This window comes from Streptomyces ficellus (assembly GCF_009739905.1).
Taxonomy (GTDB): Bacteria; Actinomycetota; Actinomycetes; order Streptomycetales; family Streptomycetaceae; genus Streptomyces; species Streptomyces ficellus_A.
This window is the reverse complement of record NZ_CP034279.1, coordinates 3,137,212-3,160,199: the sequence shown is the minus strand read 5'-3', so window position 1 is coordinate 3,160,199 and position 22,988 is coordinate 3,137,212. Positions and strand designations below refer to the sequence as shown.

Here is a 22,988-nt window from a genome sequence, read left to right as displayed (position 1 = left end):
CCACTCTGACTGGGAATCAGGCCCGAAAGGATCTGATAGAGTCGGAACCGCCGGAAAGGGAAACGCGAAAGCGAAGAACAACCCGGCAGCCCGCTCCAGCGGGTGGCGGAAACGGAAAACGGATCTGCTAAGCTGGAAACACGAAATACCGAAGGGAAGCGCCCGGAGGAAAGCCCGCAAGGGTGAGTACAAAGGAAGCGTCCGTTCCTTGAGAACTCAACAGCGTGCCAAAAATCAACGCCAGATTAGTTGATACCCCGTCCATCCAACGGATGGTCGAGGTTCCTTTGAAGAAAACACAGCGAGGACGCTGTGAACCGAGGGGACTATTCCTCCCCTCCGGTTCCGCTCAACGCGAGTGTCAACCCGATCACGGGTAAACATTCACGGAGAGTTTGATCCTGGCTCAGGACGAACGCTGGCGGCGTGCTTAACACATGCAAGTCGAACGATGAACCCACTTCGGTGGGGGATTAGTGGCGAACGGGTGAGTAACACGTGGGCAATCTGCCCTTCACTCTGGGACAAGCCCTGGAAACGGGGTCTAATACCGGATACGACCACTGAAGGCATCCTCAGTGGTGGAAAGCTCCGGCGGTGAAGGATGAGCCCGCGGCCTATCAGCTTGTTGGTGGGGTAATGGCCTACCAAGGCGACGACGGGTAGCCGGCCTGAGAGGGCGACCGGCCACACTGGGACTGAGACACGGCCCAGACTCCTACGGGAGGCAGCAGTGGGGAATATTGCACAATGGGCGAAAGCCTGATGCAGCGACGCCGCGTGAGGGATGACGGCCTTCGGGTTGTAAACCTCTTTCAGCAGGGAAGAAGCGAAAGTGACGGTACCTGCAGAAGAAGCGCCGGCTAACTACGTGCCAGCAGCCGCGGTAATACGTAGGGCGCAAGCGTTGTCCGGAATTATTGGGCGTAAAGAGCTCGTAGGCGGCTTGTCACGTCGGATGTGAAAGCCCGGGGCTTAACCCCGGGTCTGCATTCGATACGGGCAGGCTAGAGTGTGGTAGGGGAGATCGGAATTCCTGGTGTAGCGGTGAAATGCGCAGATATCAGGAGGAACACCGGTGGCGAAGGCGGATCTCTGGGCCATTACTGACGCTGAGGAGCGAAAGCGTGGGGAGCGAACAGGATTAGATACCCTGGTAGTCCACGCCGTAAACGTTGGGAACTAGGTGTTGGCGACATTCCACGTCGTCGGTGCCGCAGCTAACGCATTAAGTTCCCCGCCTGGGGAGTACGGCCGCAAGGCTAAAACTCAAAGGAATTGACGGGGGCCCGCACAAGCAGCGGAGCATGTGGCTTAATTCGACGCAACGCGAAGAACCTTACCAAGGCTTGACATATACCGGAAACGGCCAGAGATGGTCGCCCCCTTGTGGTCGGTATACAGGTGGTGCATGGCTGTCGTCAGCTCGTGTCGTGAGATGTTGGGTTAAGTCCCGCAACGAGCGCAACCCTTGTTCTGTGTTGCCAGCATGCCCTTCGGGGTGATGGGGACTCACAGGAGACTGCCGGGGTCAACTCGGAGGAAGGTGGGGACGACGTCAAGTCATCATGCCCCTTATGTCTTGGGCTGCACACGTGCTACAATGGCCGGTACAAAGAGCTGCGAAGCCGCGAGGCAGAGCGAATCTCAAAAAGCCGGTCTCAGTTCGGATTGGGGTCTGCAACTCGACCCCATGAAGTCGGAGTTGCTAGTAATCGCAGATCAGCATTGCTGCGGTGAATACGTTCCCGGGCCTTGTACACACCGCCCGTCACGTCACGAAAGTCGGTAACACCCGAAGCCGGTGGCCCAACCCCTTGTGGGAGGGAGCTGTCGAAGGTGGGACTGGCGATTGGGACGAAGTCGTAACAAGGTAGCCGTACCGGAAGGTGCGGCTGGATCACCTCCTTTCTAAGGAGCATCTAGATTCCGCAAGGAATCCAGAGCCACTACGTCGGCAAACGTCCGACGGTGGTCAGCTCATGGGTGGAACGTTGATTATTCGGCACGGTTCGTGAGGGTCACTAGTACTGCTTCGGCGTGGAACGTGAACCTGATCTGATCGTGCCGGGCACGCTGTTGGGTGTCTGAGGGTGCGAGCGTTGCTCGCCCTTCTGCGATGCCGGCCCCGGTAAAGCACCATCTCGATGGTGTGTGACGGGTGGCTGGTCGTTGCTTGAGAACTGCACAGTGGACGCGAGCATCTGTGGCCAAGTTTTTAAGGGCGCACGGTGGATGCCTTGGCACCAGGAACCGATGAAGGACGTGGGAGGCCACGATAGTCCCCGGGGAGCCGTCAACCAGGCTTTGATCCGGGGGTTTCCGAATGGGGAAACCCGGCAGTCGTCATGGGCTGTCACCCACTGCTGAACACATAGGCAGTGTGGAGGGAACGAGGGGAAGTGAAACATCTCAGTACCCTCAGGAAGAGAAAACAACCGTGATTCCGGGAGTAGTGGCGAGCGAAACCGGATGAGGCCAAACCGTATGCGTGTGATACCCGGCAGGGGTTGCGCATGCGGGGTTGTGGGATCTCTCTTTCACAGTCTGCCGGCTGTGAGACGAGTCAGAAACCGTTGATGTAGGCGAAGGACATGCGAAAGGTCCGGCGTAGAGGGTAAGACCCCCGTAGCTGAAACATCAACGGCTCGTTTGAGAGACACCCAAGTAGCACGGGGCCCGAGAAATCCCGTGTGAATCTGGCGGGACCACCCGCTAAGCCTAAATATTCCCTGGTGACCGATAGCGGATAGTACCGTGAGGGAATGGTGAAAAGTACCGCGGGAGCGGAGTGAAATAGTACCTGAAACCGTGTGCCTACAAGCCGTGGGAGCGTCGCTCATTGGGTTTACCCAATGGGTCGTGACTGCGTGCCTTTTGAAGAATGAGCCTGCGAGTTTGCGGTGTGTTGCGAGGTTAACCCGTGTGGGGAAGCCGTAGCGAAAGCGAGTCCGAACAGGGCGATTTAGTAGCGCGCTCAAGACCCGAAGCGGAGTGATCTAGCCATGGGCAGGTTGAAGCGGAGGTAAGACTTCGTGGAGGACCGAACCCACCAGGGTTGAAAACCTGGGGGATGACCTGTGGTTAGGGGTGAAAGGCCAATCAAACTCCGTGATAGCTGGTTCTCCCCGAAATGCATTTAGGTGCAGCGTCGTGTGTTTCTTGCCGGAGGTAGAGCACTGGATAGGCGATGGGCCCTACCGGGTTACTGACCTTAGCCAAACTCCGAATGCCGGTAAGTGAGAGCGCGGCAGTGAGACTGTGGGGGATAAGCTCCATGGTCGAGAGGGAAACAGCCCAGAGCATCGACTAAGGCCCCTAAGCGTACGCTAAGTGGGAAAGGATGTGGAGTCGCAGAGACAACCAGGAGGTTGGCTTAGAAGCAGCCACCCTTGAAAGAGTGCGTAATAGCTCACTGGTCAAGTGATTCCGCGCCGACAATGTAGCGGGGCTCAAGCGTACCGCCGAAGTCGTGTCATTGCAGCATACGGGCCAACGCCCGCTGTGATGGGTAGGGGAGCGTCGTGTGCCGGGTGAAGCAGCCGCGGAAGCGAGTTGTGGACGGTTCACGAGTGAGAATGCAGGCATGAGTAGCGATACACACGTGAGAAACGTGTGCGCCGATTGACTAAGGGTTCCTGGGTCAAGCTGATCTGCCCAGGGTAAGTCGGGACCTAAGGCGAGGCCGACAGGCGTAGTCGATGGACAACCGGTTGATATTCCGGTACCCGCTTTGAAACGCCCAATATCGAACCAGGCGATGCTAAGTCCGTGAAGCCGTTCCGGACCCTTCGGGGAAAGGAAAGTGGTGGAGCCGACGGACCAGACCTGTAGTAGGTAAGCGATGGGGTGACGCAGGAAGGTAGTCCAGCCCGGGCGGTGGTTGTCCCGGGGTAAGGGTGTAGGCCGTGTGATAGGCAAATCCGTCACACGTTAAGGCTGAGACCTGATGCCGAGCCGATTGTGGTGAAGTGGATGATCCTATGCTGTCGAGAAAAGCCTCTAGCGAGTTTCATGGCGGCCCGTACCCTAAACCGACTCAGGTGGTCAGGTAGAGAATACCGAGGCGTTCGGGTGAACTATGGTTAAGGAACTCGGCAAAATGCCCCCGTAACTTCGGGAGAAGGGGGGCCATCACTGGTGAGAGCACTTGCTGCTCGAGCTGGGGGTGGCCGCAGAGACCAGCGAGAAGCGACTGTTTACTAAAAACACAGGTCCGTGCGAAGCCGTAAGGCGATGTATACGGACTGACGCCTGCCCGGTGCTGGAACGTTAAGGGGACCGGTTAGCTCCATTTCGGTGGGGCGAAGCTGAGAACTTAAGCGCCAGTAAACGGCGGTGGTAACTATAACCATCCTAAGGTAGCGAAATTCCTTGTCGGGTAAGTTCCGACCTGCACGAATGGCGTAACGACTTCTCGACTGTCTCAACCATAGGCCCGGTGAAATTGCACTACGAGTAAAGATGCTCGTTTCGCGCAGCAGGACGGAAAGACCCCGGGACCTTTACTACAGTTTGATATTGGTGTTCGGTTCGGCTTGTGTAGGATAGGTGGGAGACTGTGAAGCTTGGACGCCAGTTCAGGTGGAGTCGTCGTTGAAATACCACTCTGGTCGTGCTGGATGTCTAACCTGGGTCCGTGATCCGGATCAGGGACAGTGTCTGATGGGTAGTTTAACTGGGGCGGTTGCCTCCTAAAGGGTAACGGAGGCGCCCAAAGGTTCCCTCAGCCTGGTTGGCAATCAGGTGTTGAGTGTAAGTGCACAAGGGAGCTTGACTGTGAGACCGACGGGTCGAGCAGGGACGAAAGTCGGGACTAGTGATCCGGCGGTGGCTTGTGGAAGCGCCGTCGCTCAACGGATAAAAGGTACCCCGGGGATAACAGGCTGATCTTCCCCAAGAGTCCATATCGACGGGATGGTTTGGCACCTCGATGTCGGCTCGTCGCATCCTGGGGCTGGAGTCGGTCCCAAGGGTTGGGCTGTTCGCCCATTAAAGCGGTACGCGAGCTGGGTTTAGAACGTCGTGAGACAGTTCGGTCCCTATCCGCTGTGCGCGTAGGAATATTGAGAAGGGCTGTCCCTAGTACGAGAGGACCGGGACGGACGAACCTCTGGTGTGCCAGTTGTTCTGCCAAGGGCATGGCTGGTTGGCTACGTTCGGGAGGGATAACCGCTGAAAGCATCTAAGCGGGAAGCCTGCTTCGAGATGAGTATTCCCACCTCCTTGAGAGGGTAAGGCTCCCAGTAGACGACTGGGTTGATAGGCCGGATATGGAAGCCCAGTAATGGGTGGAGTTGACCGGTACTAATAGGCCGAGGGCTTGTCCTCAGTTGCTCGCGTCCACTGTGTTAGTTCTGAAGTAACGAACTCCCACACCCCCTGTTTGGGGTGGCTGGTTGTAGTTCGGATATCTTCATAGTGTTTCGGTGGTCATAGCGTTAGGGAAACGCCCGGTTACATTCCGAACCCGGAAGCTAAGCCTTTCAGCGCCGATGGTACTGCAGGGGGGACCCTGTGGGAGAGTAGGACGCCGCCGAACAATCATTGTGGGAAAGCCCCGCACCTTCTGGTGCGGGGCTTTCCTGCGTTTAGAGTCGTGTAATGCGCCATGAACTGATCATCTTCGACAACGACGGCGTCCTCGTCGACAGCGAGCCCCTCTCCAACAGGATCCTCGCGGGCTATCTGACCGAGCTGGGGCACCCCACCTCGTACGAGGACTCCCTGCGGGACTACATGGGCGGAGCCGTGCACCGGGTGCACGACCTGATCCTGGAGCGGACCGGCCGGCGGTTGCCCGAGGACTTCGACGACGTCTTCCACGAGCGGGTGTTCACCGCCTTCAGGAGAGAACTCGAGCCCGTCGCCGGAGTACCGGAGATGCTGGAGAAACTCGCCGCCGAAGGGGTGCCGTACTGCGTCGCCTCGTCCGGGAGCCACGAACGGATCCGGGTGGGCCACTGGAAGACCGGGCTCGACCGGTGGTTCGGCGAGGACACGGTCTTCAGCGCTCAGGACGTGGGGCGGGGCAAGCCCGCGCCCGACCTGTTCCTGCACGCCGCCGAGCGGATGGGTGTGACGCCCGAGCGGTGCGTCGTCGTGGAGGACAGCCCGCTCGGGGTCCAGGCCGCTCTGGCGGCCGGGATGGATGTGTACGGGTTCACCGCCATGACACCGGCGGACCGACTGGACGGGGCGAACGGGTACTTCGACGACATGGAGCAGCTGCTCGGACTGCTCGCGTGAACCGTCTACCCAGCGGTAGTTGAGAGATCTACGCTGTGCCGCCATGACGGATGCGCGGTTGCGGCGTGGGCGGGGCTCGCTGGCGGTCTCCTTCTTCGTGCAGGGGGTGACCTTCGCGCTGCTGGTGACGCGCATCCCCGCCGTGCAGAACCGGTACGGGATCTCCGACGCCCTGCTGCCGGCCTTCCTCGCGGCCGTCCCCGTCCTCGCCGGTGCCGGGAGCGCGGGCGCGGGGGCGCTCGTGCGGCGGGTGGCGCCGAGCACGCTGTTGCGCTGGGCCCAGCCGCTGGTGCTGCTGTCGCTCGTGGCCGTGGGGTCGGGCGAGCGACTGTGGCACGTGGCCGTGGCACTCGGGGTGTTCGGGCTGGCCGTCGGGGCGCTCGACGCGTCGATGAACATGCTTGGGGTGAGCCTCCAGCAGGCGTACGGGCGCAGCATCATGCTCGGTTTCCACGCCGCGTACAGCCTGGGCGGGATCGTGGGGGCGTCGCTGGCGTGGGCGGCTGTGCACTGGCAGGTGCCGCTGGGCGTCTCGTACCTGGCGGCCGTGGGGGTGATGGCGCCCGCCGCGTGGGTGGGGAGCCGGTGGTACGTGGACGGGGAGCGGCGGGCGGGTGGCCCGTCGGGGCGTCGGGTCGGGGTGCTGGTGCCGCTGTGCCTGGTGATGACGTTCGCGTACATCGGGGACTCGACGGTGTCGAACTGGAGCGCCATATACCTGACGGACGTGCTGGCCGGCTCGGAGGAGCTGGCGACCGTGCCGTACAACGCCTATATGGTCACGACCCTGTTGGGGCGGGCCGTGGGTGACGCCGGGGTGCGGCGGTTCGGGGCGGTGGCCGTGGTGCGGGGCGGGGCGCTGCTGGCGGCGGCCGGGTTCGCGGTGGTGGCCACGGCGCCGGGGGCGTGGGCCGGGGTGGCCGGGTTCACGGTGCTGGGCCTGGGGCTGAGCGTGCTGGTGCCGCAGACGTTCGCGGCGGCGCGCGGGGACGCGGAGGTGGCGCGGCTGAACGTCTTCAACTACGTGGGCTTCCTGGTCGGGTCGCCGTTGGTGGGGGCCCTGGGGGAGGCGTGGAGCTATCGGGGGGCCATGGCGGTGCCGCTGGTCCTGGTGCTGCTGACGCTGCGGTATGCCCGGTCGTTCGCCGTTGAACCGTACCGATACGGTGGCGGGCATGAGCGGCCGCGCACTGTTGATGTGGGATGACGCACTTACCGGGTACGACTTCGGGGCCGGGCACCCGATGGATCCGGTGCGGCTCGCGCTGACCATGGGGTTGGTGCGGGCGTACGGGCTGGACCGTGCGGTGGAGGTGGTGGCGGCCAAGCCGGCCGGGGACTCGACGCTGCGGCTCGTGCACCGTGAGGACTATGTGGCGGCCGTACGGGCGGCTTCCGCGGACCCGGGGGCGGCGGACCAGGCGTACGGCCTGGGGACGCTGGACGACCCGGCGTTCGCCGGGATGCACGAGGCGTCGGCGCTGATCGCGGGGCAGTCGGTGGGCGCGGCCGAGGCGGTGTGGCGGGGAGAGGCCGCGCACGCGGTGAACTTCGCGGGCGGACTGCACCACGCGATGCCGGGTTCGGCGGCCGGGTTCTGCATCTACAACGACGCCTCGCTGGCGATCGCGCGGCTGCTGGAGCTGGGCGCCGAGCGGGTGGCGTACGTGGACGTGGACGTGCACCACGGGGACGGCGTACAGGCGGCGTTCTGGGACGACCCGCGGGTGCTGACCGTGTCGCTGCACGAGCATCCGCGGACGTTGTTCCCGGGCACCGGGTGGCCGGAGGAGACGGGGCCGTCGGGGGCGGCCGAGGGCGGCGCGGTGAACGTGGCGCTGCCGGCCGGGACGGGCGACGCGGGCTGGCTGCGGGCGTTCCACTCGGTGGTGCCCGAACTGCTGGCGGACTTCCGGCCGCAGGTGCTGGTGACCCAGCACGGGGCGGACACGCACTTCGAGGACCCGCTGGCGCACCTGGCGGTGTCGCTGGACGCCCAGCGGGCGGTCCAGGTGGCGTGCCACGACCTGGCGCACGAGTACGCCGAGGGGCGGTGGGTGGCGCTCGGCGGGGGCGGGTACGCGGTCGTCGACGTCGTGCCGCGGTCGTGGACGCATCTGGTGGGCGTCGCGGCGCACGCTCCGGTGGAGCCGGAGTCGGTGGTCCCGTCGTCGTGGCGGGACGAGGTGTACGCGCGGACGCGGCAGCTCGGTCCGGGGCGGATGACCGACGGGCTGTGGCCGGTGGCGTGGCGGGGCTGGGACGAGGGGTACGACCCGGCGGACCGGCTGGACCAGGCGGTGCTGGCGGCGCGCCGGGCGGCGTTCCCGCTGCGGGGGCTGCTGCCGTAGGGCGTGGTCCGTTCGCGGACGGGCCGTCGGGCGGTTACGCCAACTGTGGGGTGTCCGCCCTGTTCCGGCGCCGCGCCGGGTGGGCTGCGGCAGCATCGGCAGGGTGTTGAGTACCGGTGCGCTGCGCGCGCATTTGCTGGCGGCCAGGCTGGCCGGGCCGGTGGCCACGTCGCGGGAGGACAGCCTGCGGAGCTATCGCCTGTTCGCCGCCCGGGATCCCCGGGTGACGCTGGGGCTCGATCCGCAGTGGGCGTGGGGCGAGCGGGACCTGCTGCGGCTGATGGCCGACAAGTGCGGGGTCTCCGGGGATCCGGCGTACCGCTCGGGGCCCGATGTCATCGACCCGGAGCGGACGCTGAGGGCGCTCGGGGCGTTCGCCGGGCGGCTCGCGGCGGTGGCGCGGAGACGGGCTCCGGTGCTGATCGGGACGGGTCACCCGCACCGACTGCTCGGTTTCTACGCCGGGCTCGCAGACGCTTTGTCGGCGGCCGGATGTCTCGTTCTCACACCCGCGCAGGGGCGATGTGTCGACATAACGACCCGGTTCGGCGTACGTACGTACCGACTCGACTACGTACGGGGAGTCGCGCTGGTGCGGGAACCCGGAGGCGAAGGCGCCGGTTGTGAGCCCGGCGCACACACCCATTCACCCCTCCCCGTCAGGGCCGCTCTGGAGGCCCTCGCGGACGCCGGCGGGCCGCTGCCGGAGCTGGTCGTCGGGGACCACGGATGGGTCTGCGGCGCAGGTCAGCTGGGTTTTGAGGCCGTCGGGCTGGCCGACACGGACGACCCCGCGCTGTTCGTCGGGGAGGCGGAGGGGCGCGTGTCGGTGGCCGTGCCGATCGATGACGCTGTGCGGTCCGCTTACTACCGACCGCTTACTCGCTATGTACTCAATCGAGCGTGTCTGTCACAGTAGGCGGCCGGTGGTAGCTCCTCTTCCCCACTCGTATCACCCGCCCCTAGTCTGGTGAGTGAGCGCACCGCGACGAAGAGTCACCGGAGGGGAAGCCGGTGGGCGTTGTGGGCGGAAGGTACAGGTGGGTCATGGCTGCTGCTGGCGAGAGGCCTCTCAACGAGGTCAAGTTCCTGACCGTGGCGGAAGTCGCCTCGGTGATGCGAGTGTCGAAGATGACCGTGTACCGCTTGGTGCACAGCGGTCATCTGCCGGCGATCCGGGTGGGCAGGTCGTTCCGGGTTCCGGAGCAAGCGGTTCACGAGTACCTCAGGGAGTCCTTCGTGGGGGTGGAGACGGCGTAGCGGTCGCCGGATGAGTCCTGCGTACCCCTCGGATTACAAGGACGGCGCTCTGGCCGGTAGGCTAGGCCGACGTAGGTCGTGTGGGCCCAGACGCCCCGCACCGAGATCCCCCGCTGATGCGGGGGTGTTCCGAGAAGTGAGCGAGGGTAGTCGTGGGCTCTGTTATCAAGAAGCGGCGCAAGCGGATGGCGAAGAAGAAGCACCGCAAGCTGCTCAAGCGCACTCGCGTTCAGCGTCGCAACAAGAAGTAAGCGACGGCTGATCGTGCGCCGTCCGCGGCCCTCCCACCGGTTCCGGTGGGAGGGCCGCGGTGTTTTTCCGCCGCGTTCCGCGGGTGTGCCGGGGTGCCGGGCGGGGCGGCCGGGGCCGCCGGGGGTGCGGCGGTCATTACAGCGCACCATTCACCCGCTACGGTGGCGCATAGGCGAGGACCGAACGGAAGGCGCTGATCTTGGGGAAGGTCGTGCTCGTCACCGGCGTGGCCCGGCGGCTCGGCGGGAGGTTCGTCCGCGCCGTGCAGCGGGACCCCGGCGTGGAGCGGGTGATCGGCGTGGACGCCGTGCCGCCCGCGCACCAGTTGGGGGACGCGGAGTTCGTGCGTGCCGACATCCGGCAGCCCGCCATAGGGCGGGTCCTCGCGGAGTACGGCGTCGACACCGTCGTCCACCTGGACGTCACCGGGACACCGCTCGGCGCCGGCGGCCGGACGGCGGTCAAGGAGACCAACGTCATCGGCACCATGCAGCTGCTCGGCGCGTGCCAGAAGTCGCCGACCGTCAGCCGGCTGGTGGTGAAGTCCAGTACGAGCGTCTACGGCTCCGCGCCGCGCGACCCGGCCGTCTTCATGGAGACGACACCGCCGAAGTCCCTGCCGAGCGGAGGCTTCGCGAAGGACGCCGTGGAGGTGGAAGGGTACGTCCGGGGCTTCGCGCGCCGACGGCCCGACGTGGCGGTGTGCGTCCTGCGGTTCGCCAACATCCTGGGCCCCACCGCGGACTCGCCGCTGGCCGAGTACCTGTCGCTGCCCGTGCTGCCCACCGTGTTCGGCTACGACCCGCGGCTCCAGTTCGTCCACGAGGACGACGTCATCGAGGTGCTGCGGATCGCGTCGCACGAGCCCCGGCGCGGCACCCTCAACAGCGGCACGTTCAACGTGGCCGGTGACGGGGTGCTGACGCTGTCGCAGTGCTCGAGGCGGCTGGGCCGGCCGACGGTGCCGGTGCTGCTGCCGGCGATCACCTGGGTCGGTACGGCCTTGCGGACGGCCGGTGTGACCGACTTCTCACCGGAGCAGATCCGGTTGCTGATGCACGGTCGGGTGGTCCGTACGGCGCAGATGCGCGAGACGCTCGGGTTCGAGCCGAAGTACACGACCGTGGAGACCTTCGCGGATTTCGCGCGCAGCCGTGGCCCCGGCCTGCTGCCGCCGCAGGTGCTCGCGGGTGCGGTCGACCGGATCGCCGCGTCGCGGCTGCCGCTGGCGGGCCGCGGTGGTGCGAAGACGACTCACGGCGCGGGATAGAGGGAGCGCGATTCAACGATGGCGGACGCCAAGGTCATTCCGTTCGACGACGACCGGTCACGCTCGGGTGCGGCGGGCCCCAGGCCGGGGCGCCGGCGTGCCCTGCTGGGCGGCGGCGCACGGCGACGGAACGGCGAGGGCGCGGTGAGCCCGCTGCCGGGTCCCCAGCCGCCCGGTGAGGCGCCGGACGGGGCCGGGCCCGGCACGGACGGTACGGGCGGCGTGGAAGACGCGAGGGGCGGCGGGGCGGGGGTGCCGGGCGGAGACGCGAGTGGCGCCGGACAGTGGGAGCGGCGGCTCGCGGGCGGGCTGGCGTTCCTGCGGCGGCGGATCACCGGCGAGTACGAGGTCGACGAGTTCGGCTACGACGCGGAGCTCACCGACCAGGTCCTGATGTCGCTGCTCCGGCCGCTCTATGAGGGCTACTTCCGCGTCGAGGTGAAGGGCATCGAGAACATCCCGTCCGAGGGCGGGGCGCTGGTGGTGGCGAACCACTCCGGGGTGCTGCCGCTGGACGGGCTGATGATGCAGGTCGCCGTGCACGACAACCATCCGGCCGGGCGGCACCTGCGGCTGCTCGCCGCCGACCTCGTGTTCATGCTGCCGGTCGTCAACGAGCTGGCCCGGAAGGCGGGGCACACGCTGGCGTGCGCGGAGGACGCGGAGCGGCTGCTCCAGCGGGGCGAGGTCGTCGGGGTGATGCCGGAGGGCTTCAAGGGCATCGGCAAGCCCTTCGGCGAGCGCTACAAGCTCCAGCGGTTCGGCCGGGGCGGGTTCGTGTCGACCGCGCTGCGGGCGGGTGCGCCGATCGTGCCGTGCTCGATCGTGGGGGCGGAGGAGATCTACCCCATGATCGGGAACCTCAAGACGCTGGCCCGGGTGCTGGGCATTCCGTACTTCCCGGTCACGCCGACGTTCCCCTGGCTGGGCCCGCTGGGGGCGCTGCCGCTGCCGACGAAGTGGACCATCCAGTTCGGTGAGCCGATCCCGACGGACGGCTTCCCGCCGGAGGCGGCGGAGGACCCGATGCTGATGTTCAACCTGACGGACCAGGTCCGGGAGCAGATCCAGCACACGCTCTACAAGCTTCTGGTGCAGCGGCGGTCGGTCTTCTTCTGACGCGGCATGGAGGTACCCGCCGACGGGCCGGGTGCCGCCGGACGGAGTCCGGCGTGGCTGTCCGATGCCCGTGAGGCCCCCAGGGCCGAGCGGTGCGAGGGCAGCAGATAAGAGGGGCCAAGCTTCTGGTGCAGCGGCGGTCGGTTTTCTTCTGACGCGGCATACCGAGGGGTGGGTGCCCTCCTGGGGGAGGGCACCCACCCTTTCGTCACCCTTGCTGCTACCGGGCGTCTTCCTCGTCGATGCCCAGGCCCGGGAGGATGCCGGGCAGGATCGGCGGGATGGTGACGTCCGGGGCGGGCGGCGGGGTGGGGCCGCCGGAGTTGCCCGTGGACGGCAGGGGTGTCGTCGGGTCCGGTTCGAGCAGGCCGCCCGTGTTGCCGCCGAGCAGGCCGTCGTCCTTCGTCGCGCTGGCGCCCGGGCTGGAGGGGCCGGGTTTGCTGCTGCTGCCGGAGGGGCGGCTCTCCGGGGCGGAGGGGGCCTGGTGGGACGGCCGGGTGCCGGAGGAGTCCTCGGTGGCGCCCGGGCGGCCGGAGCTCCTGCCGTCGCTGCGCTCCGGGGTCTGCGGCAGCTGGGACCGCAGCGGTCCGACCTCTTCGTCTATGGCGTCGAAGACGTCGGTCACCTCGTCCCGCACGTCGGTCAGCTGGACGGGCAGCCGGTCGCGCAGGCCGTTCCACGCCTCGCGGTGGCTGCGGGCGAACGAGTTGAGCGTGGCCATCGGGGCGATGGTGCCGTCCCGCTCGTAGGCCAGGAGGAGCAGCCGGTGGCCCTCGGCGGCGTCGTGCTTCATGCCGTTGAGCGCTCGCCGGATCTCGCCCAGGGACTCGTGGTCCAGCGCGCCGGACCGGTCCCGCTCGATGAGGCGGCGGGCCTCGCTGAGCCGGGTGGACGCCTGGTTGAGGTAGATCTCGCCCCGGTCGGCGTCGTCGTCCGCCAGACCCAGCTTGAGGTCCTCCATGCCGCGTTTGAGTCCGTAGAGCGAGTCACCGGGGAGGGCGTCGGAACTGGCAGCGGCCACTCCGCTGAACGCGCCCGCCGCCACCCCGACCGTGAGCCCGCCGGCGGCGAGCCCCTTCGACCAGCGTGAGCGGGGCCGCAACTTCCGGAGCCCGGTGGCCCGGTGGGCGCCCCGCCCGCTCGCCGCCCGCTGCTCCGGCACCGTAGGGCCCGTGGACGCGCCACCCTCGCCGGCCGCGCCCTCGGCGAACAGTGCCTCCATGGCGGCGACGAGCTGCGCCCGCTGCACCACCTTCACCTCGGGGGCCAACTCCGGTCTCGGCAGCTCGCCGAGACCGTTCGCCAGGGCCAACAGCCGACCCTGCTCGGTCGGTTCGACCGAGGCCTCGGGCTGCTCGGCCGCCTGCTCTTCCAGGGCCTGGGCGAAGGCGTTCGCCCGCCGGTGCGCCGATACGTTCGCGATCACTGGCGGCACCTCCTCTCGTCATGACGGTCGACTCCCCGGGGGGTCCGGAAGGTTGCACACCTTGAGCACATCCACACGATCGAGTGAGTGGACGGGGTCAGGGTGTGACCACAGGGAGCCTGCATCCCGCACAACGAGCGGCTCGGCACTTGGGTTACGCACGAAAGATGATCGGACCAGCGCGTCATCGAGGCGTCACCGACGGTGAGTTGAAGTGGACGGGGGTCAGCGGGCGTCTTCGGGGAGCAGGCGCGCCAGGGTGCGGACGGCCCGGTACTGGAGCGTCTTGATCGCGCCCTCGTTCTTGCCCATCACGCGGGCGGTCTCCGCGACGGACAGGCCCTGGAGGAAGCGCAGGGTCACGCACTCCTGCTGCTGCGGGTTGAGCTTGCGGACCGCCTCCAGGAGGGCCGCGTTCGAGAGGGACTCCAGGACCGAGTCCTCCGGGCTGCGCTCCACCTCGTTGGCGTCCAGCATTTCACCGGTGGTCACTTCCAGCCGGAATCGGCTCGACTTGAAGTGGTCGGCGACCAGGTTGCGAGCGATGGTGACCAGCCAGGCGCCGAAGTCGCGTCCCTGCCAGGTGAAGGTGGAGATGCGGCGCAGGGCCCGCAGGAACGTCTCGCTGGTCAGGTCCTCGGCCGTCGCCTTCCCGCCGACGCGGTAGTAGATGTAGCGGTAGACGGTGTCGCTGTACTGGTCGTACAGCCGTCCGAACGCGTCGGCCTCGCCGGCCTGGGCGCGCTCGACCAGCTCCATCATGCGGGCGCTGTCGCTGTCGGCGGTGGGGCGGCGGGCGGTGGTCGAGGTGCCCGAACCGCCCCGGCCGCCGCGTCTCCCGACGGCTGCACCGCCGTCGGCGAGGGCATAGCAAGGACCGGCGAGTGCCGGTGAGGCGAAGGCCGGGACGGCGTACGCGGTGGGGACGAAGCCGCGCAGATGGTCGAGGACCGTCGCGCGGAGCGTAGCCAGGCCCGAGGCGTCAACCCCGACGTGTGGGTACACGGGACTCCCAGAGGCAGAGCTTCCATCACGTGCAGTACGGAACCTTTCACCCGTCGTAGCGACGTGCGTCGGGTCCGTATGCGTCTGAGGAGAATAACGCTTAGTGCAGGGAGCGCTACGCCGAGTTGCTCAAATCATCGATTCAGTCGCTTCTGTTACGTCTACGCGGCTGATCAAGTAGCACTTGGTGACCAGATATTGATCGGATTACTTCGAGAAGTGCATGGGTCCGGGATCTGTTGTGCCCGAGTGCGGACCGGGGCGACTGGCGCGGGCCGGAGGCGGGTAAGAGCCGGGTTTGGGCGTCCGGCGGGGGAGGCGGCCGTCAGCGGCGGCGGCGGTGCATGGCGACCGCGGCGGCCGTACCGCCCGCGAGGGCGCCGACGCCGGCGGCGGCCGGGATGCCGACCTTCGCGGCCTTGCGGCCCGTGCGGTAGTCCCGCAGCCGCCATTCGCGCTCGCGCGCGTACCGGCGCAGCTTGGCGTCCGGGTTGATGGCGTAGGGGTGGCCCACCAGGGACAGCATGGGGATGTCGTTGTGGCTGTCGCTGTACGCGGCGCAGCGCGCCAGGTCCAGGCCCTCCGCCGCGGCCAGGGCGCGGACGGCCTCCGCCTTGGCGGGGCCGTGCAGGGGCTCGCCGACGAGCTTGCCGGTGTAGACGCCGTCGACGGACTCGGCGACCGTGCCGAGCGCGCCGGTCAGGCCCAGGCGGCGGGCGATGATGGTGGCCGTCTCGACGGGGGCCGCGGTGACCAGCCAGACCCGCTGGCCGGCGTCGAGGTGGGCCTGGGCGAGGGCGCGGGTGCCGGGCCAGATGCGGTCGGCCATGTACTCGTCGTAGATCTCCTCGCCGATGGTCATCAGCTCGGAGACGCGGTGGCCCTGGACGATGGACAGCGCGCTGTCGCGGGCGTCCTGCATGTGCTCGGGGTCCTCGACGCCGGCCAGCCGGAACCAGGCCTGCTGCCAGGCGAACCGGGCGAGCTCGCGGCGCTGGAAGAACTTCCGCTTGTACAGCCCACGGCCGAAGTGGAAGATCGCGGCGCCCTGCATCACGGTGTTGTCGAGGTCGAAGAAGGCGGCGGCGTCCTCGTGGCCGGGCACGGGGAACGGGGGTTCCGGGGCCGGCCGTGAGGTCTTGCGCGCCGCCTCGGCCGACGCCTCGCCCGCCAGCACGCTGCGCGCGGTGGCGGAACGCCTGTGCGGGGTGAGCCATCCCAATGCGGCCATGTCCGTGAGCATAGCCACTGTGTTCGGTCCTTCCCGACGTGTGGGGACGCCATGGCGTGAACTCTGTGCGGCGTCGGTGTGACGCGGGCGGAGAATGGGAGGCATGTTCGGACGTACGAAGAAGAAGGCCGGTCCGCGGACGGTGACCCTCATCGGGAAGCCCGGGTGCCACCTGTGCGACGACGCGCGCGAGGTGGTCCGGGCGGTGTGCGCCGAGACGGGCGTGGTGTGGGAGGAGAAGGACATCCTCCAGGACGAGGAGCTGCACGGGGCGTACTGGGAGCAGATTCCGGTTGTCCTGGTGGACGGGGAACAGCACACGTTCTGGAAGGTGGACGCCGGGCGGCTGCGGCGCGCGCTGGAGGGGTGACGCCGGTGCGGCGCCCGCCGGGGGCGGGCGGGGGTCCGCGAGCGGGCTCGGTGACCGGAAAGACGGTTACCATCGTGTGCGTTTTGTTGCGCTTCGGGGGCGTGGTCATGAGGAGTGTGTACCGCTTTGTCCCCTTCGGCACGCGAACGGACTGAGGTTCGCCTTGGTTCCGGGATGGCGCGATCGGTTCGCGTGACCCCGGTCACTTTGCCCGGACAAAACGGACACCATCTTTGTGCACGCGTTCACAAAGACATAGCCTGCTGTCGACGGGGCGGTCTGGGTACGTCTGGCCGCCTGCAGCCCCGCTCATCCCGCAGGAGCACCGTGGCAACTGGCCGAACACACCGACCGGCGACCCGTAGCCGAGGAATCCCCGAGGCCACCGTCGCCAGGCTTCCGCTGTATCTGCGGGCGCTCACCGCTCTGTCGGAGCGCTCCGTGCCCACGGTCTCCTCCGAGGAGCTCGCGGCGGCCGCGGGAGTCAATTCCGCGAAGCTGCGCAAGGACTTCTCCTACCTCGGCTCGTACGGGACCCGCGGCGTCGGGTACGACGTCGAGTACCTCGTCTACCAGATCTCGCGCGAGCTGGGGCTCACCCAGGACTGGCCGATCGTCATGGTCGGCATCGGCAACCTCGGCGCCGCCCTCGCCAACTACGGCGGGTTCGCCTCCCGGGGCTTCCGCGTCGCCGCGCTGCTCGACGCCGACCCCTCGATGGTCGGCAGGCCGGTCGCGGGCATGCCCGTCCAGTTCATCGACGACCTGGAGCGGATCGTCGACGAGAACGGCGTCTCCATCGGCGTCATCGCCACGCCCGCCGGCGCCGCGCAGCAGGTCTGCGACCGGCTCGTCGCGGCCGGGGTCACCTCGATCCTCAACTTCGCGCCGACCGTGCTGTCCGTGCCCGACGGCGTGGACGTGCGCAAGGTCGACCTCTCCATCGAACTCCAGATCCTCGCCTTCCACGAGCAGCGCAAGGCGGGCGAGGAGCCGGGCGCCGGCGCCGAGGCGGCCCTGCCGCCGGTCGTGCGCGACGCCGCGGCGGCCGCCGCCGCGGCCGAGGCCGAGGGCCGGAAGGGACCTGACGGGGACATGCCCGCCGTGATGCCGGCATGAGCCTCCTCGTCGTCGGCCTCAGCCACCGCAGCGCCCCCGTCAGCGTCCTCGAGCGGGCCTCCCTCGACGCCGAGACGCGCGGCAAACTCCTCCAGGACACCCTCGCCGCCGAACCGGCCACCGAGGCCGCCGTCCTCGCCACCTGCAACCGCATCGAGCTGTACGCCGACGTGGACAAGTTCCACGCGGGCGTCGCCGAGCTGTCCACCCTGCTCGCCCAGCACAGCGGCGTCGGGCTGGAGGAGCTCACCCCCTACCTCTACGTGCACTACGAGGACCGGGCCGTCCACCACCTGTTCTCGGTCGCCTGCGGACTCGACTCCATGGTCGTCGGCGAGGGCCAGATCCTCGGCCAGATCAAGGACGCCCTCGCGCGCGGCCAGGAACTGCACACCGCCGGCCGCCTGCTGAACGACCTGTTCCAGCAGGCCCTGCGGGTCGGCAAGCGGGCCCACAGCGAGACCGGCATCGACCGGGCCGGCCAGTCGCTCGTCACCTTCGGGCTCCAGCAGCTCGCCGCGGGCGCCGACGTCACCGGCTGGGCCGAGGGCAAGCGGGCGCTCGTCATCGGCGCCGGATCCATGTCCTCCCTGGCCGCGGCCACGCTCGCCCGGGCCGGCGTCGGCGAGATCGTCATCGCCAACCGGACGGCCGACCGCGCCGAACGGCTCGTACAGATCCTGACCGAGCCCGGAGGCACCGGCGTGGCCGCGCGCGCCGTGCCCATGGCCTCCGTCGGCGACGAACTGACACGTGCCGACGTGGTCGTCTCCTGCACCGGCGCCACCGGCCTCGTGCTCACCGGCGTGGCCGTCGAGGCCGCCATGGACGGCCGTACCGCGCCGCTCGCGCTGCTCGACCTCGCCATGCCCCGCGACATCGACGCCGCCGCCCACCGCCTGGAGGGCGTCCGGCTCGTCGACATCGAGTCGCTCGCCGAGGCCTCCGCCGACGCGCCCATGGCCGCCGACGTCGACCAGGTGCGCGGCATCGTCGCCGACGAGGTCGCCGCGTTCGGCGCCGCCCAGCGCGCCGCCCACATCACCCCCACCGTCGTCGCGCTGCGCACCATGGCCGCCGACGTCGTCACCGGCGAGATGGCCCGCCTGGAAGGCCGGCTGCCGGACCTCGACGACAAGCAGCGCGCCGAGATCACCCAGACCGTGCGCCGCGTGGTGGACAAGCTCCTCCACGCGCCGACCGTCCGGGTCAAGCAGCTCGCCGGCGAGCCCGGCGGCGCCGGGTACGCGGACGCGCTGCGCACACTCTTCGACCTCGACCCGGAGACGGTCGCCTCCGTCAGCCGGGCCGACGTGAACGACGCCGATCCTAAGAACCGAGGGCGAGTATGACCGAGAGGGCCCAGAGGGCATTGAGGCTCGGGACCAGGCGCAGCAAGCTCGCCATGGCCCAGTCCGGGCACGTCGCGGAGGCGGTGCGGCAGCTGACCGGGCGCCCCGTGGAGCTCGTGGAGATCACCACGTACGGTGACACCTCCCGCGAGAACCTCGCGCAGATCGGCGGCACCGGCGTCTTCGTCACGGCGCTGCGCGACGCGCTGCTCGCCGGCGAGGTCGACTTCGCCGTCCACTCGCTGAAGGACCTGCCGACCGCGCAGCCCGACGACCTGGCGCTCGCCGCGATCCCGCGGCGCGAGGACCCCCGGGACGTGCTCGTCGCCCGCGACGGGCTGCGGTTCGCGGACCTTCCGGCCGGGTCCCGCGTGGGCACCGGTTCGCCGCGGCGCATGGCGCAGCTCAACGCGTACGCCCGCGCCCACGGCAGGGAGATCGAGTGCGTCGCCATCCGCGGGAACGTCGACACGCGCATCGGCTACGTCCGGAGCGGGGAGCTGGACGCGGTGGTACTCGCCGCGGCCGGGCTCAACCGCATCGGGCGCAGTGAGGAGGTCACCGACTTCCTGTCGGTCGACACCGTCCTGCCCGCTCCCGGCCAGGGCGCGCTGGCGATCGAGTGCCCGGCGGCCGACGCCGCCCTCGCCGCCACGCTCGCCGAGCTCGACGACCCGCACACCCGGGCCGCCGTGACCGCCGAGCGGTCCCTGCTCGCCGCCCTTGAGGCCGGCTGCAGCGCACCCGTGGGTGCCCTGGCCGACCTCCTGGCCGATGGGCCTGTTCATGAGATGCGCCTGCGGGGCGTCGTCGGCACGACCGACGGCTCCGCGCTGGTGCAGTTGTCCACCACCGGTTCCGTACCCACGTCGCACGGCGACGCTGTCGCGCTCGGTCGCGAACTCGCGTCCGAGATGCTCGCCAAGGGTGCGGCCGGTCTTATGGGGGAGCGAGCACTTTGAGCCCCACCACTGCGTCCAAGGCTTCCTCCGCGTTCTCCGCGTGCGGGCACGTCACCTTCCTGGGTGCCGGACCCGGTGATCCGGGGCTGCTGACACTGCGTGCCGTCGAGGCCCTGTCAGGCGCTGACGTACTGATCGCCGAGCCGGATGTGCTCGATGTCGTACGCGGCCACGCGCGGGCGGGCGTGAGCACGCCTGAGCTGGCAGTCGTTGACGATGCGTCAATGGCCGCCGGGGTCCCCGTGTTGAGGGATGCGGCCAATCTTGTCATGGAGGCCGCGCGGGGCGGCAAGCGGGTCGTCCGAGCGGTCAGCGGCGATCCCGGGCTCGACGGCGACGCGAGCGCCGAGATGCTCGCGTGCGCCGCGGAGGGCATCCCCTTCGAGGTCGTGCCCGGCATCGCCGCCGCCGTCGGCGTCCCCGCCTACGCGGGTGTCCCGCTGCGCGACGCGGAGGGCACGGACGTGCGCTTCGTCGACGCCCGGACCGCGAGCGAGCGGTGCTGGACCGAGGTCGGCGCCTCCGACGGGACGGTCGTCGTGTCGACGACGCTCGACTCCGTGGCCGCCGCGGCCGGTGAACTGGTGTCGGCGGGCCGTAAGCCCGACACCCCGCTCACCGTCACCGTCGCCGGGACGACCACCCGGCAGCGGACCTGGACCGCGACGCTGGGCTCCATCGCCCAGGTGCTGAAGCAGACCAAGGCGCTGCCGTCGCCGGACGGCCACCAGGCGGCCGTCGCCGTCGTCGGCGAGCGCAGCTCCGCCGCCCAGCGCGACCAGCTCGCCTGGTTCGAGTCCAAGCCGCTGTTCGGCTGGAAGGTCCTCATACCGCGCACCAAGGAGCAGGCCGCGTCGCTCTCCGAGCAGCTCCGCTCCTACGGCGCCGTGCCCAGCGAGGTCCCGACCATAGCCGTCGAGCCGCCGCGCACCCCGCAGCAGATGGAGCGGGCGGTCAAGGGCCTCGTCACCGGCCGCTACGAGTGGATCGCCTTCACCTCCGTCAACGCCGTCAAGGCCGTGCGGGAGAAGTTCGAGGAGTACGGGCTCGACGCCCGCGCCTTCGCCGGGATCAAGGTCGCGGCGGTGGGCGAGCAGACGGCGAAGGCGCTCGTACGGTTCGGTGTGAAGCCGGACCTCGTCCCGAGCGGCGAGCAGTCGGCGGCGGGCCTCCTGGAGGACTGGCCGCCCTACGACCCGGTCTTCGACCCGATCGACCGCGTCTTCCTGCCGCGGGCCGACATCGCGACCGAAACCCTGGTCGCCGGACTCATCGAGCTCGGGTGGGAGGTCGACGACGTCACGGCCTACCGGACCGTGCGCGCCTCGCCCCCGCCGGCGGAGACCCGCGAGGCGATCAAGGGCGGCGGCTTCGACGCGGTGCTCTTCACGTCGTCGTCGACCGTGCGGAACCTCGTCGGCATCGCCGGCAAGCCGCACAACGTGACCGTGATCGCGTGCATCGGCCCGGCGACCGCGAAGACCGCGGAGGAGCACGGGCTGCGGGTGGACGTCCTGGCGCCCGAGCCGTCCGTCCACAAGCTCGCCGAGGCGCTCGCCGAGTTCGGGCTCCGGCGCCGGGCGGCGGCGCTCGAGGCCGGCGACCCGGTCACCCGGCCCAGCGAGCGGCGCCCGGGCGCGCGGCGGAGGCGTACGACGACCTGACGGTCGGGGTGGGGACGCGTCTCTGCGTGGGGTCTGGCCCTGTGTGGGGGCGCGTCTGTGGGTGGGGTGCGTCTGTGGGTGGGGTGCGCCTGTGGGTGGGGTGCGCTCTGTGTGAGGGCGCGGCTCTGTGTTGTGCTGGTGTGGTGCGGTCCGGTGGGCGGTGGCTTCCGCCGGGGAGTGGGGCGGGGCCCCTCCGGGCTCACCTCCTCGGGGCCGGCGGCCTTGGGTCACGGGTCCAGGGAGCCCCGCCGCTGCCGCCGGCCCCTGCGGGGGCGACCCTGCACGGCCCCTTCCGCCGTGGGCGGTGTCCGGCACGGTGTCGGCAAGAGCAGGGGCTGGGCGGGCGTAGCGTGGGCGTATGACTTCGTACGGATCCTTCCCCGGTTCGCGGCCGCGGCGGCTGCGGACGACTCCCGTGATGCGGCGGATGGTCGCCGAGACACGGCTGCACCCGGCCAACCTGATTCTGCCCGCGTTCGTGCGGGAGGGCGTGAGCGAGCCGGTGCCGATCGGGGCGATGCCCGGGGTCGTGCAGCACACGCGGGACACCCTGCGGAAGGCCGCCGTCGAGGCGGTCGAGGCCGGGGTCTCCGGGATCATGCTGTTCGGCGTGCCCGAGGACGCGAAGAAGGACGCGGCCGGGACCGCCGGGACCGACCCGGACGGCATCCTCCAGGTCGCCATCCGGGACGTGCGCGCCGAGGTCGGTGACGAGCTGGTCGTGATGTCGGACCTGTGTCTGGACGAGTACACCGACCACGGGCACTGCGGAGTGCTGGACGCCGAGGGGCGTGTCGACAACGACGCGACCCTGGAACGGTACGCCGAGATGGCGCAGGTCCAGGCGGACGCGGGCGTCCATGTGGTGGGCCCCAGCGGGATGATGGACGGCCAGGTCGGTGTGGTCCGGGACGCCCTGGACACCATCGGCAAGGAGGACGTCGCGGTGCTCGCCTACACGGTGAAGTACGCGTCGGCGTTCTACGGGCCGTTCCGTGAGGCGGTCGGGTCGTCGCTGAAGGGCGACCGCAAGACGTACCAGCAGGACGCGGCCAACTCGCGCGAGTCCATGCGGGAGTTGGCACTGGATCTGGAGGAGGGCGCCGACATGGTGATGGTGAAGCCGGCCGGCCCCTACCTGGACGTGCTGGCGAAGGTCGCGGACGCGGTGGACGTCCCCGTGGCGGCGTACCAGATCAGCGGTGAGTACGCGATGATCGAGGCCGCCGCGGAGAAGGGCTGGATCGAGCGGGACAAGGCGATCCTGGAGTCCCTGACGGGCATTCGGCGGGCGGGCGCGCAGATGATCCTCACCTACTGGGCGACCGAGGCCGCCCAGTGGTGCCGCCGGCTCTGAG

The 22,988-nt window shown here is 68.7% G+C and carries 17 protein-coding genes and 3 rRNA genes; 17 read left to right on the top strand and 3 right to left on the bottom strand.

Annotation, left to right across the window (positions count from 1 at the left end; genetic code table 11):
- Positions 1 to 383 precede the first annotated feature (383 nt).
- From EIZ62_RS13825 to EIZ62_RS13775, 11 genes are all read left to right on the top strand, one after another.
- A 16S ribosomal RNA gene (locus EIZ62_RS13825) occupies positions 384 to 1,911 on the top strand.
- A gap of 297 nt (positions 1,912 to 2,208) precedes the next feature.
- Positions 2,209 to 5,331, top strand: a 23S ribosomal RNA gene (locus EIZ62_RS13820).
- 94 nt (positions 5,332 to 5,425) lie between these two features.
- A 5S ribosomal RNA gene (gene rrf, locus EIZ62_RS13815) occupies positions 5,426 to 5,542 on the top strand.
- The 16S, 23S and 5S rRNA genes sit together here, the layout of an rRNA operon.
- A gap of 62 nt (positions 5,543 to 5,604) precedes the next feature.
- Positions 5,605 to 6,249 (top strand): HAD family hydrolase, encoded by a 645-nt coding sequence (locus EIZ62_RS13810; RefSeq protein WP_156692988.1) that lies wholly within the window; start codon positions 5,605 to 5,607, stop codon positions 6,247 to 6,249.
- Positions 6,250 to 6,292: 43 nt separating this feature from the next.
- A complete protein-coding gene (locus EIZ62_RS13805; RefSeq protein ID WP_156692987.1) occupies positions 6,293 to 7,456 on the top strand; it encodes an MFS transporter in 1,164 nt (387 codons plus the stop codon).
- On the top strand, positions 7,425 to 8,600 hold the full coding sequence (locus tag EIZ62_RS13800; protein ID WP_156692986.1) for an acetoin utilization protein AcuC: 1,176 nt from the start codon (positions 7,425 to 7,427) through the stop codon (positions 8,598 to 8,600). Before EIZ62_RS13805 ends, EIZ62_RS13800 begins: the two co-directional genes overlap by 32 nt.
- 103 nt (positions 8,601 to 8,703) lie before the next feature.
- Positions 8,704 to 9,519 carry a phosphatase gene (locus tag EIZ62_RS13795; protein WP_156692985.1) on the top strand — a complete coding sequence of 272 codons (816 nt, stop codon included), beginning with the start codon at positions 8,704 to 8,706 and terminating at the stop codon, positions 9,517 to 9,519.
- 128 nt (positions 9,520 to 9,647) lie between these two features.
- Positions 9,648 to 9,860 carry a helix-turn-helix domain-containing protein gene (locus tag EIZ62_RS13790; protein WP_064070100.1) on the top strand — a complete coding sequence of 71 codons (213 nt, stop codon included), beginning with the start codon at positions 9,648 to 9,650 and terminating at the stop codon, positions 9,858 to 9,860.
- A 152-nt stretch (positions 9,861 to 10,012) separates the two neighbouring features.
- On the top strand, positions 10,013 to 10,111 hold the full coding sequence (locus EIZ62_RS13785; protein ID WP_003948845.1) for a 30S ribosomal protein bS22: 99 nt from the start codon (positions 10,013 to 10,015) through the stop codon (positions 10,109 to 10,111).
- A 200-nt stretch (positions 10,112 to 10,311) separates the two neighbouring features.
- Complete coding sequence (locus tag EIZ62_RS13780) at positions 10,312 to 11,382, top strand: NAD-dependent epimerase/dehydratase family protein (protein WP_156692984.1); 1,071 nt, start codon at positions 10,312 to 10,314, stop codon at positions 11,380 to 11,382.
- 18 nt (positions 11,383 to 11,400) lie between these two features.
- Positions 11,401 to 12,501 carry a lysophospholipid acyltransferase family protein gene (locus EIZ62_RS13775; RefSeq protein WP_156692983.1) on the top strand — a complete coding sequence of 367 codons (1,101 nt, stop codon included), beginning with the start codon at positions 11,401 to 11,403 and terminating at the stop codon, positions 12,499 to 12,501.
- Between the two features lie 220 nt (positions 12,502 to 12,721).
- Here EIZ62_RS13775 and EIZ62_RS13770 read toward each other — a convergent pair whose 3' ends face one another.
- From EIZ62_RS13770 to EIZ62_RS13760, 3 genes are all read right to left on the bottom strand, one after another.
- A complete protein-coding gene (locus tag EIZ62_RS13770; protein WP_156692982.1) occupies positions 12,722 to 13,927 on the bottom strand; it encodes a DUF5667 domain-containing protein in 1,206 nt (401 codons plus the stop codon).
- A 225-nt stretch (positions 13,928 to 14,152) separates the two neighbouring features.
- On the bottom strand, positions 14,153 to 14,932 hold the full coding sequence (locus EIZ62_RS13765; protein WP_064070096.1) for an ECF subfamily RNA polymerase sigma factor, BldN family: 780 nt from the start codon (positions 14,930 to 14,932) through the stop codon (positions 14,153 to 14,155).
- Positions 14,933 to 15,257: 325 nt separating this feature from the next.
- The gene (locus EIZ62_RS13760) at positions 15,258 to 16,163 is read right to left on the bottom strand and encodes an HAD family hydrolase (RefSeq protein WP_156692981.1); all 906 of its coding nucleotides are present in this window, start codon (positions 16,161 to 16,163) and stop codon (positions 15,258 to 15,260) included.
- Positions 16,164 to 16,257: 94 nt separating this feature from the next.
- On the opposite strand from EIZ62_RS13760, the gene EIZ62_RS13755 reads away from it, so the two are divergent.
- The 6 genes from EIZ62_RS13755 to hemB all read left to right on the top strand — a co-directional run bounded on the left by EIZ62_RS13755 (position 16,258) and on the right by hemB (position 22,987).
- Positions 16,258 to 16,533, top strand: a complete 276-nt coding sequence (locus EIZ62_RS13755; RefSeq protein WP_156692980.1) for a glutaredoxin family protein — start codon at positions 16,258 to 16,260, stop codon at positions 16,531 to 16,533.
- 327 nt (positions 16,534 to 16,860) lie between these two features.
- Positions 16,861 to 17,652, top strand: a complete 792-nt coding sequence (locus tag EIZ62_RS13750) for a redox-sensing transcriptional repressor Rex (RefSeq protein WP_156692979.1) — start codon at positions 16,861 to 16,863, stop codon at positions 17,650 to 17,652.
- Positions 17,649 to 19,004 (top strand): glutamyl-tRNA reductase, encoded by a 1,356-nt coding sequence (locus EIZ62_RS13745; protein WP_156692978.1) that lies wholly within the window; start codon positions 17,649 to 17,651, stop codon positions 19,002 to 19,004. Before EIZ62_RS13750 ends, EIZ62_RS13745 begins: the two co-directional genes overlap by 4 nt.
- A complete protein-coding gene (gene hemC / locus EIZ62_RS13740; protein ID WP_156692977.1) occupies positions 19,001 to 19,966 on the top strand; it encodes a hydroxymethylbilane synthase in 966 nt (321 codons plus the stop codon). Before EIZ62_RS13745 ends, hemC begins: the two co-directional genes overlap by 4 nt.
- A complete protein-coding gene (locus tag EIZ62_RS13735; protein ID WP_156692976.1) occupies positions 19,963 to 21,630 on the top strand; it encodes a bifunctional uroporphyrinogen-III C-methyltransferase/uroporphyrinogen-III synthase in 1,668 nt (555 codons plus the stop codon). The genes hemC and EIZ62_RS13735 overlap by 4 nt, the downstream gene beginning before the upstream one ends.
- 358 nt (positions 21,631 to 21,988) lie before the next feature.
- Positions 21,989 to 22,987 carry a porphobilinogen synthase gene (gene hemB / locus EIZ62_RS13730; RefSeq protein WP_156692975.1) on the top strand — a complete coding sequence of 333 codons (999 nt, stop codon included), beginning with the start codon at positions 21,989 to 21,991 and terminating at the stop codon, positions 22,985 to 22,987.
- The last annotated feature ends 1 nt before the right edge of the window (position 22,988 follow it).

Excerpts from the sequence above, each read along its gene's own strand:
- hemB (WP_156692975.1), top strand. The coding sequence starts at position 21,989 with ATGACTTCGTACGGATCCTTCCCCGGTTCGCGGCCGCGGCGGCTGCGG.
- EIZ62_RS13755 (WP_156692980.1), top strand. The coding sequence starts at position 16,258 with ATGGGAGGCATGTTCGGACGTACGAAGAAGAAGGCCGGTCCGCGGACG.
- EIZ62_RS13810 (WP_156692988.1), top strand. The coding sequence starts at position 5,605 with ATGCGCCATGAACTGATCATCTTCGACAACGACGGCGTCCTCGTCGAC.
- EIZ62_RS13800 (WP_156692986.1), top strand. The coding sequence starts at position 7,425 with ATGAGCGGCCGCGCACTGTTGATGTGGGATGACGCACTTACCGGGTAC.
- EIZ62_RS13805 (WP_156692987.1), top strand. The coding sequence starts at position 6,293 with ATGACGGATGCGCGGTTGCGGCGTGGGCGGGGCTCGCTGGCGGTCTCC.
- EIZ62_RS13760 (WP_156692981.1), bottom strand. The coding sequence starts at position 16,163 with ATGGCCGCATTGGGATGGCTCACCCCGCACAGGCGTTCCGCCACCGCG.
- hemC (WP_156692977.1), top strand. The coding sequence starts at position 19,001 with ATGACCGAGAGGGCCCAGAGGGCATTGAGGCTCGGGACCAGGCGCAGC.
- EIZ62_RS13775 (WP_156692983.1), top strand. The coding sequence starts at position 11,401 with ATGGCGGACGCCAAGGTCATTCCGTTCGACGACGACCGGTCACGCTCG.
- EIZ62_RS13745 (WP_156692978.1), top strand. The coding sequence starts at position 17,649 with ATGAGCCTCCTCGTCGTCGGCCTCAGCCACCGCAGCGCCCCCGTCAGC.
- EIZ62_RS13790 (WP_064070100.1), top strand. The coding sequence starts at position 9,648 with ATGGCTGCTGCTGGCGAGAGGCCTCTCAACGAGGTCAAGTTCCTGACC.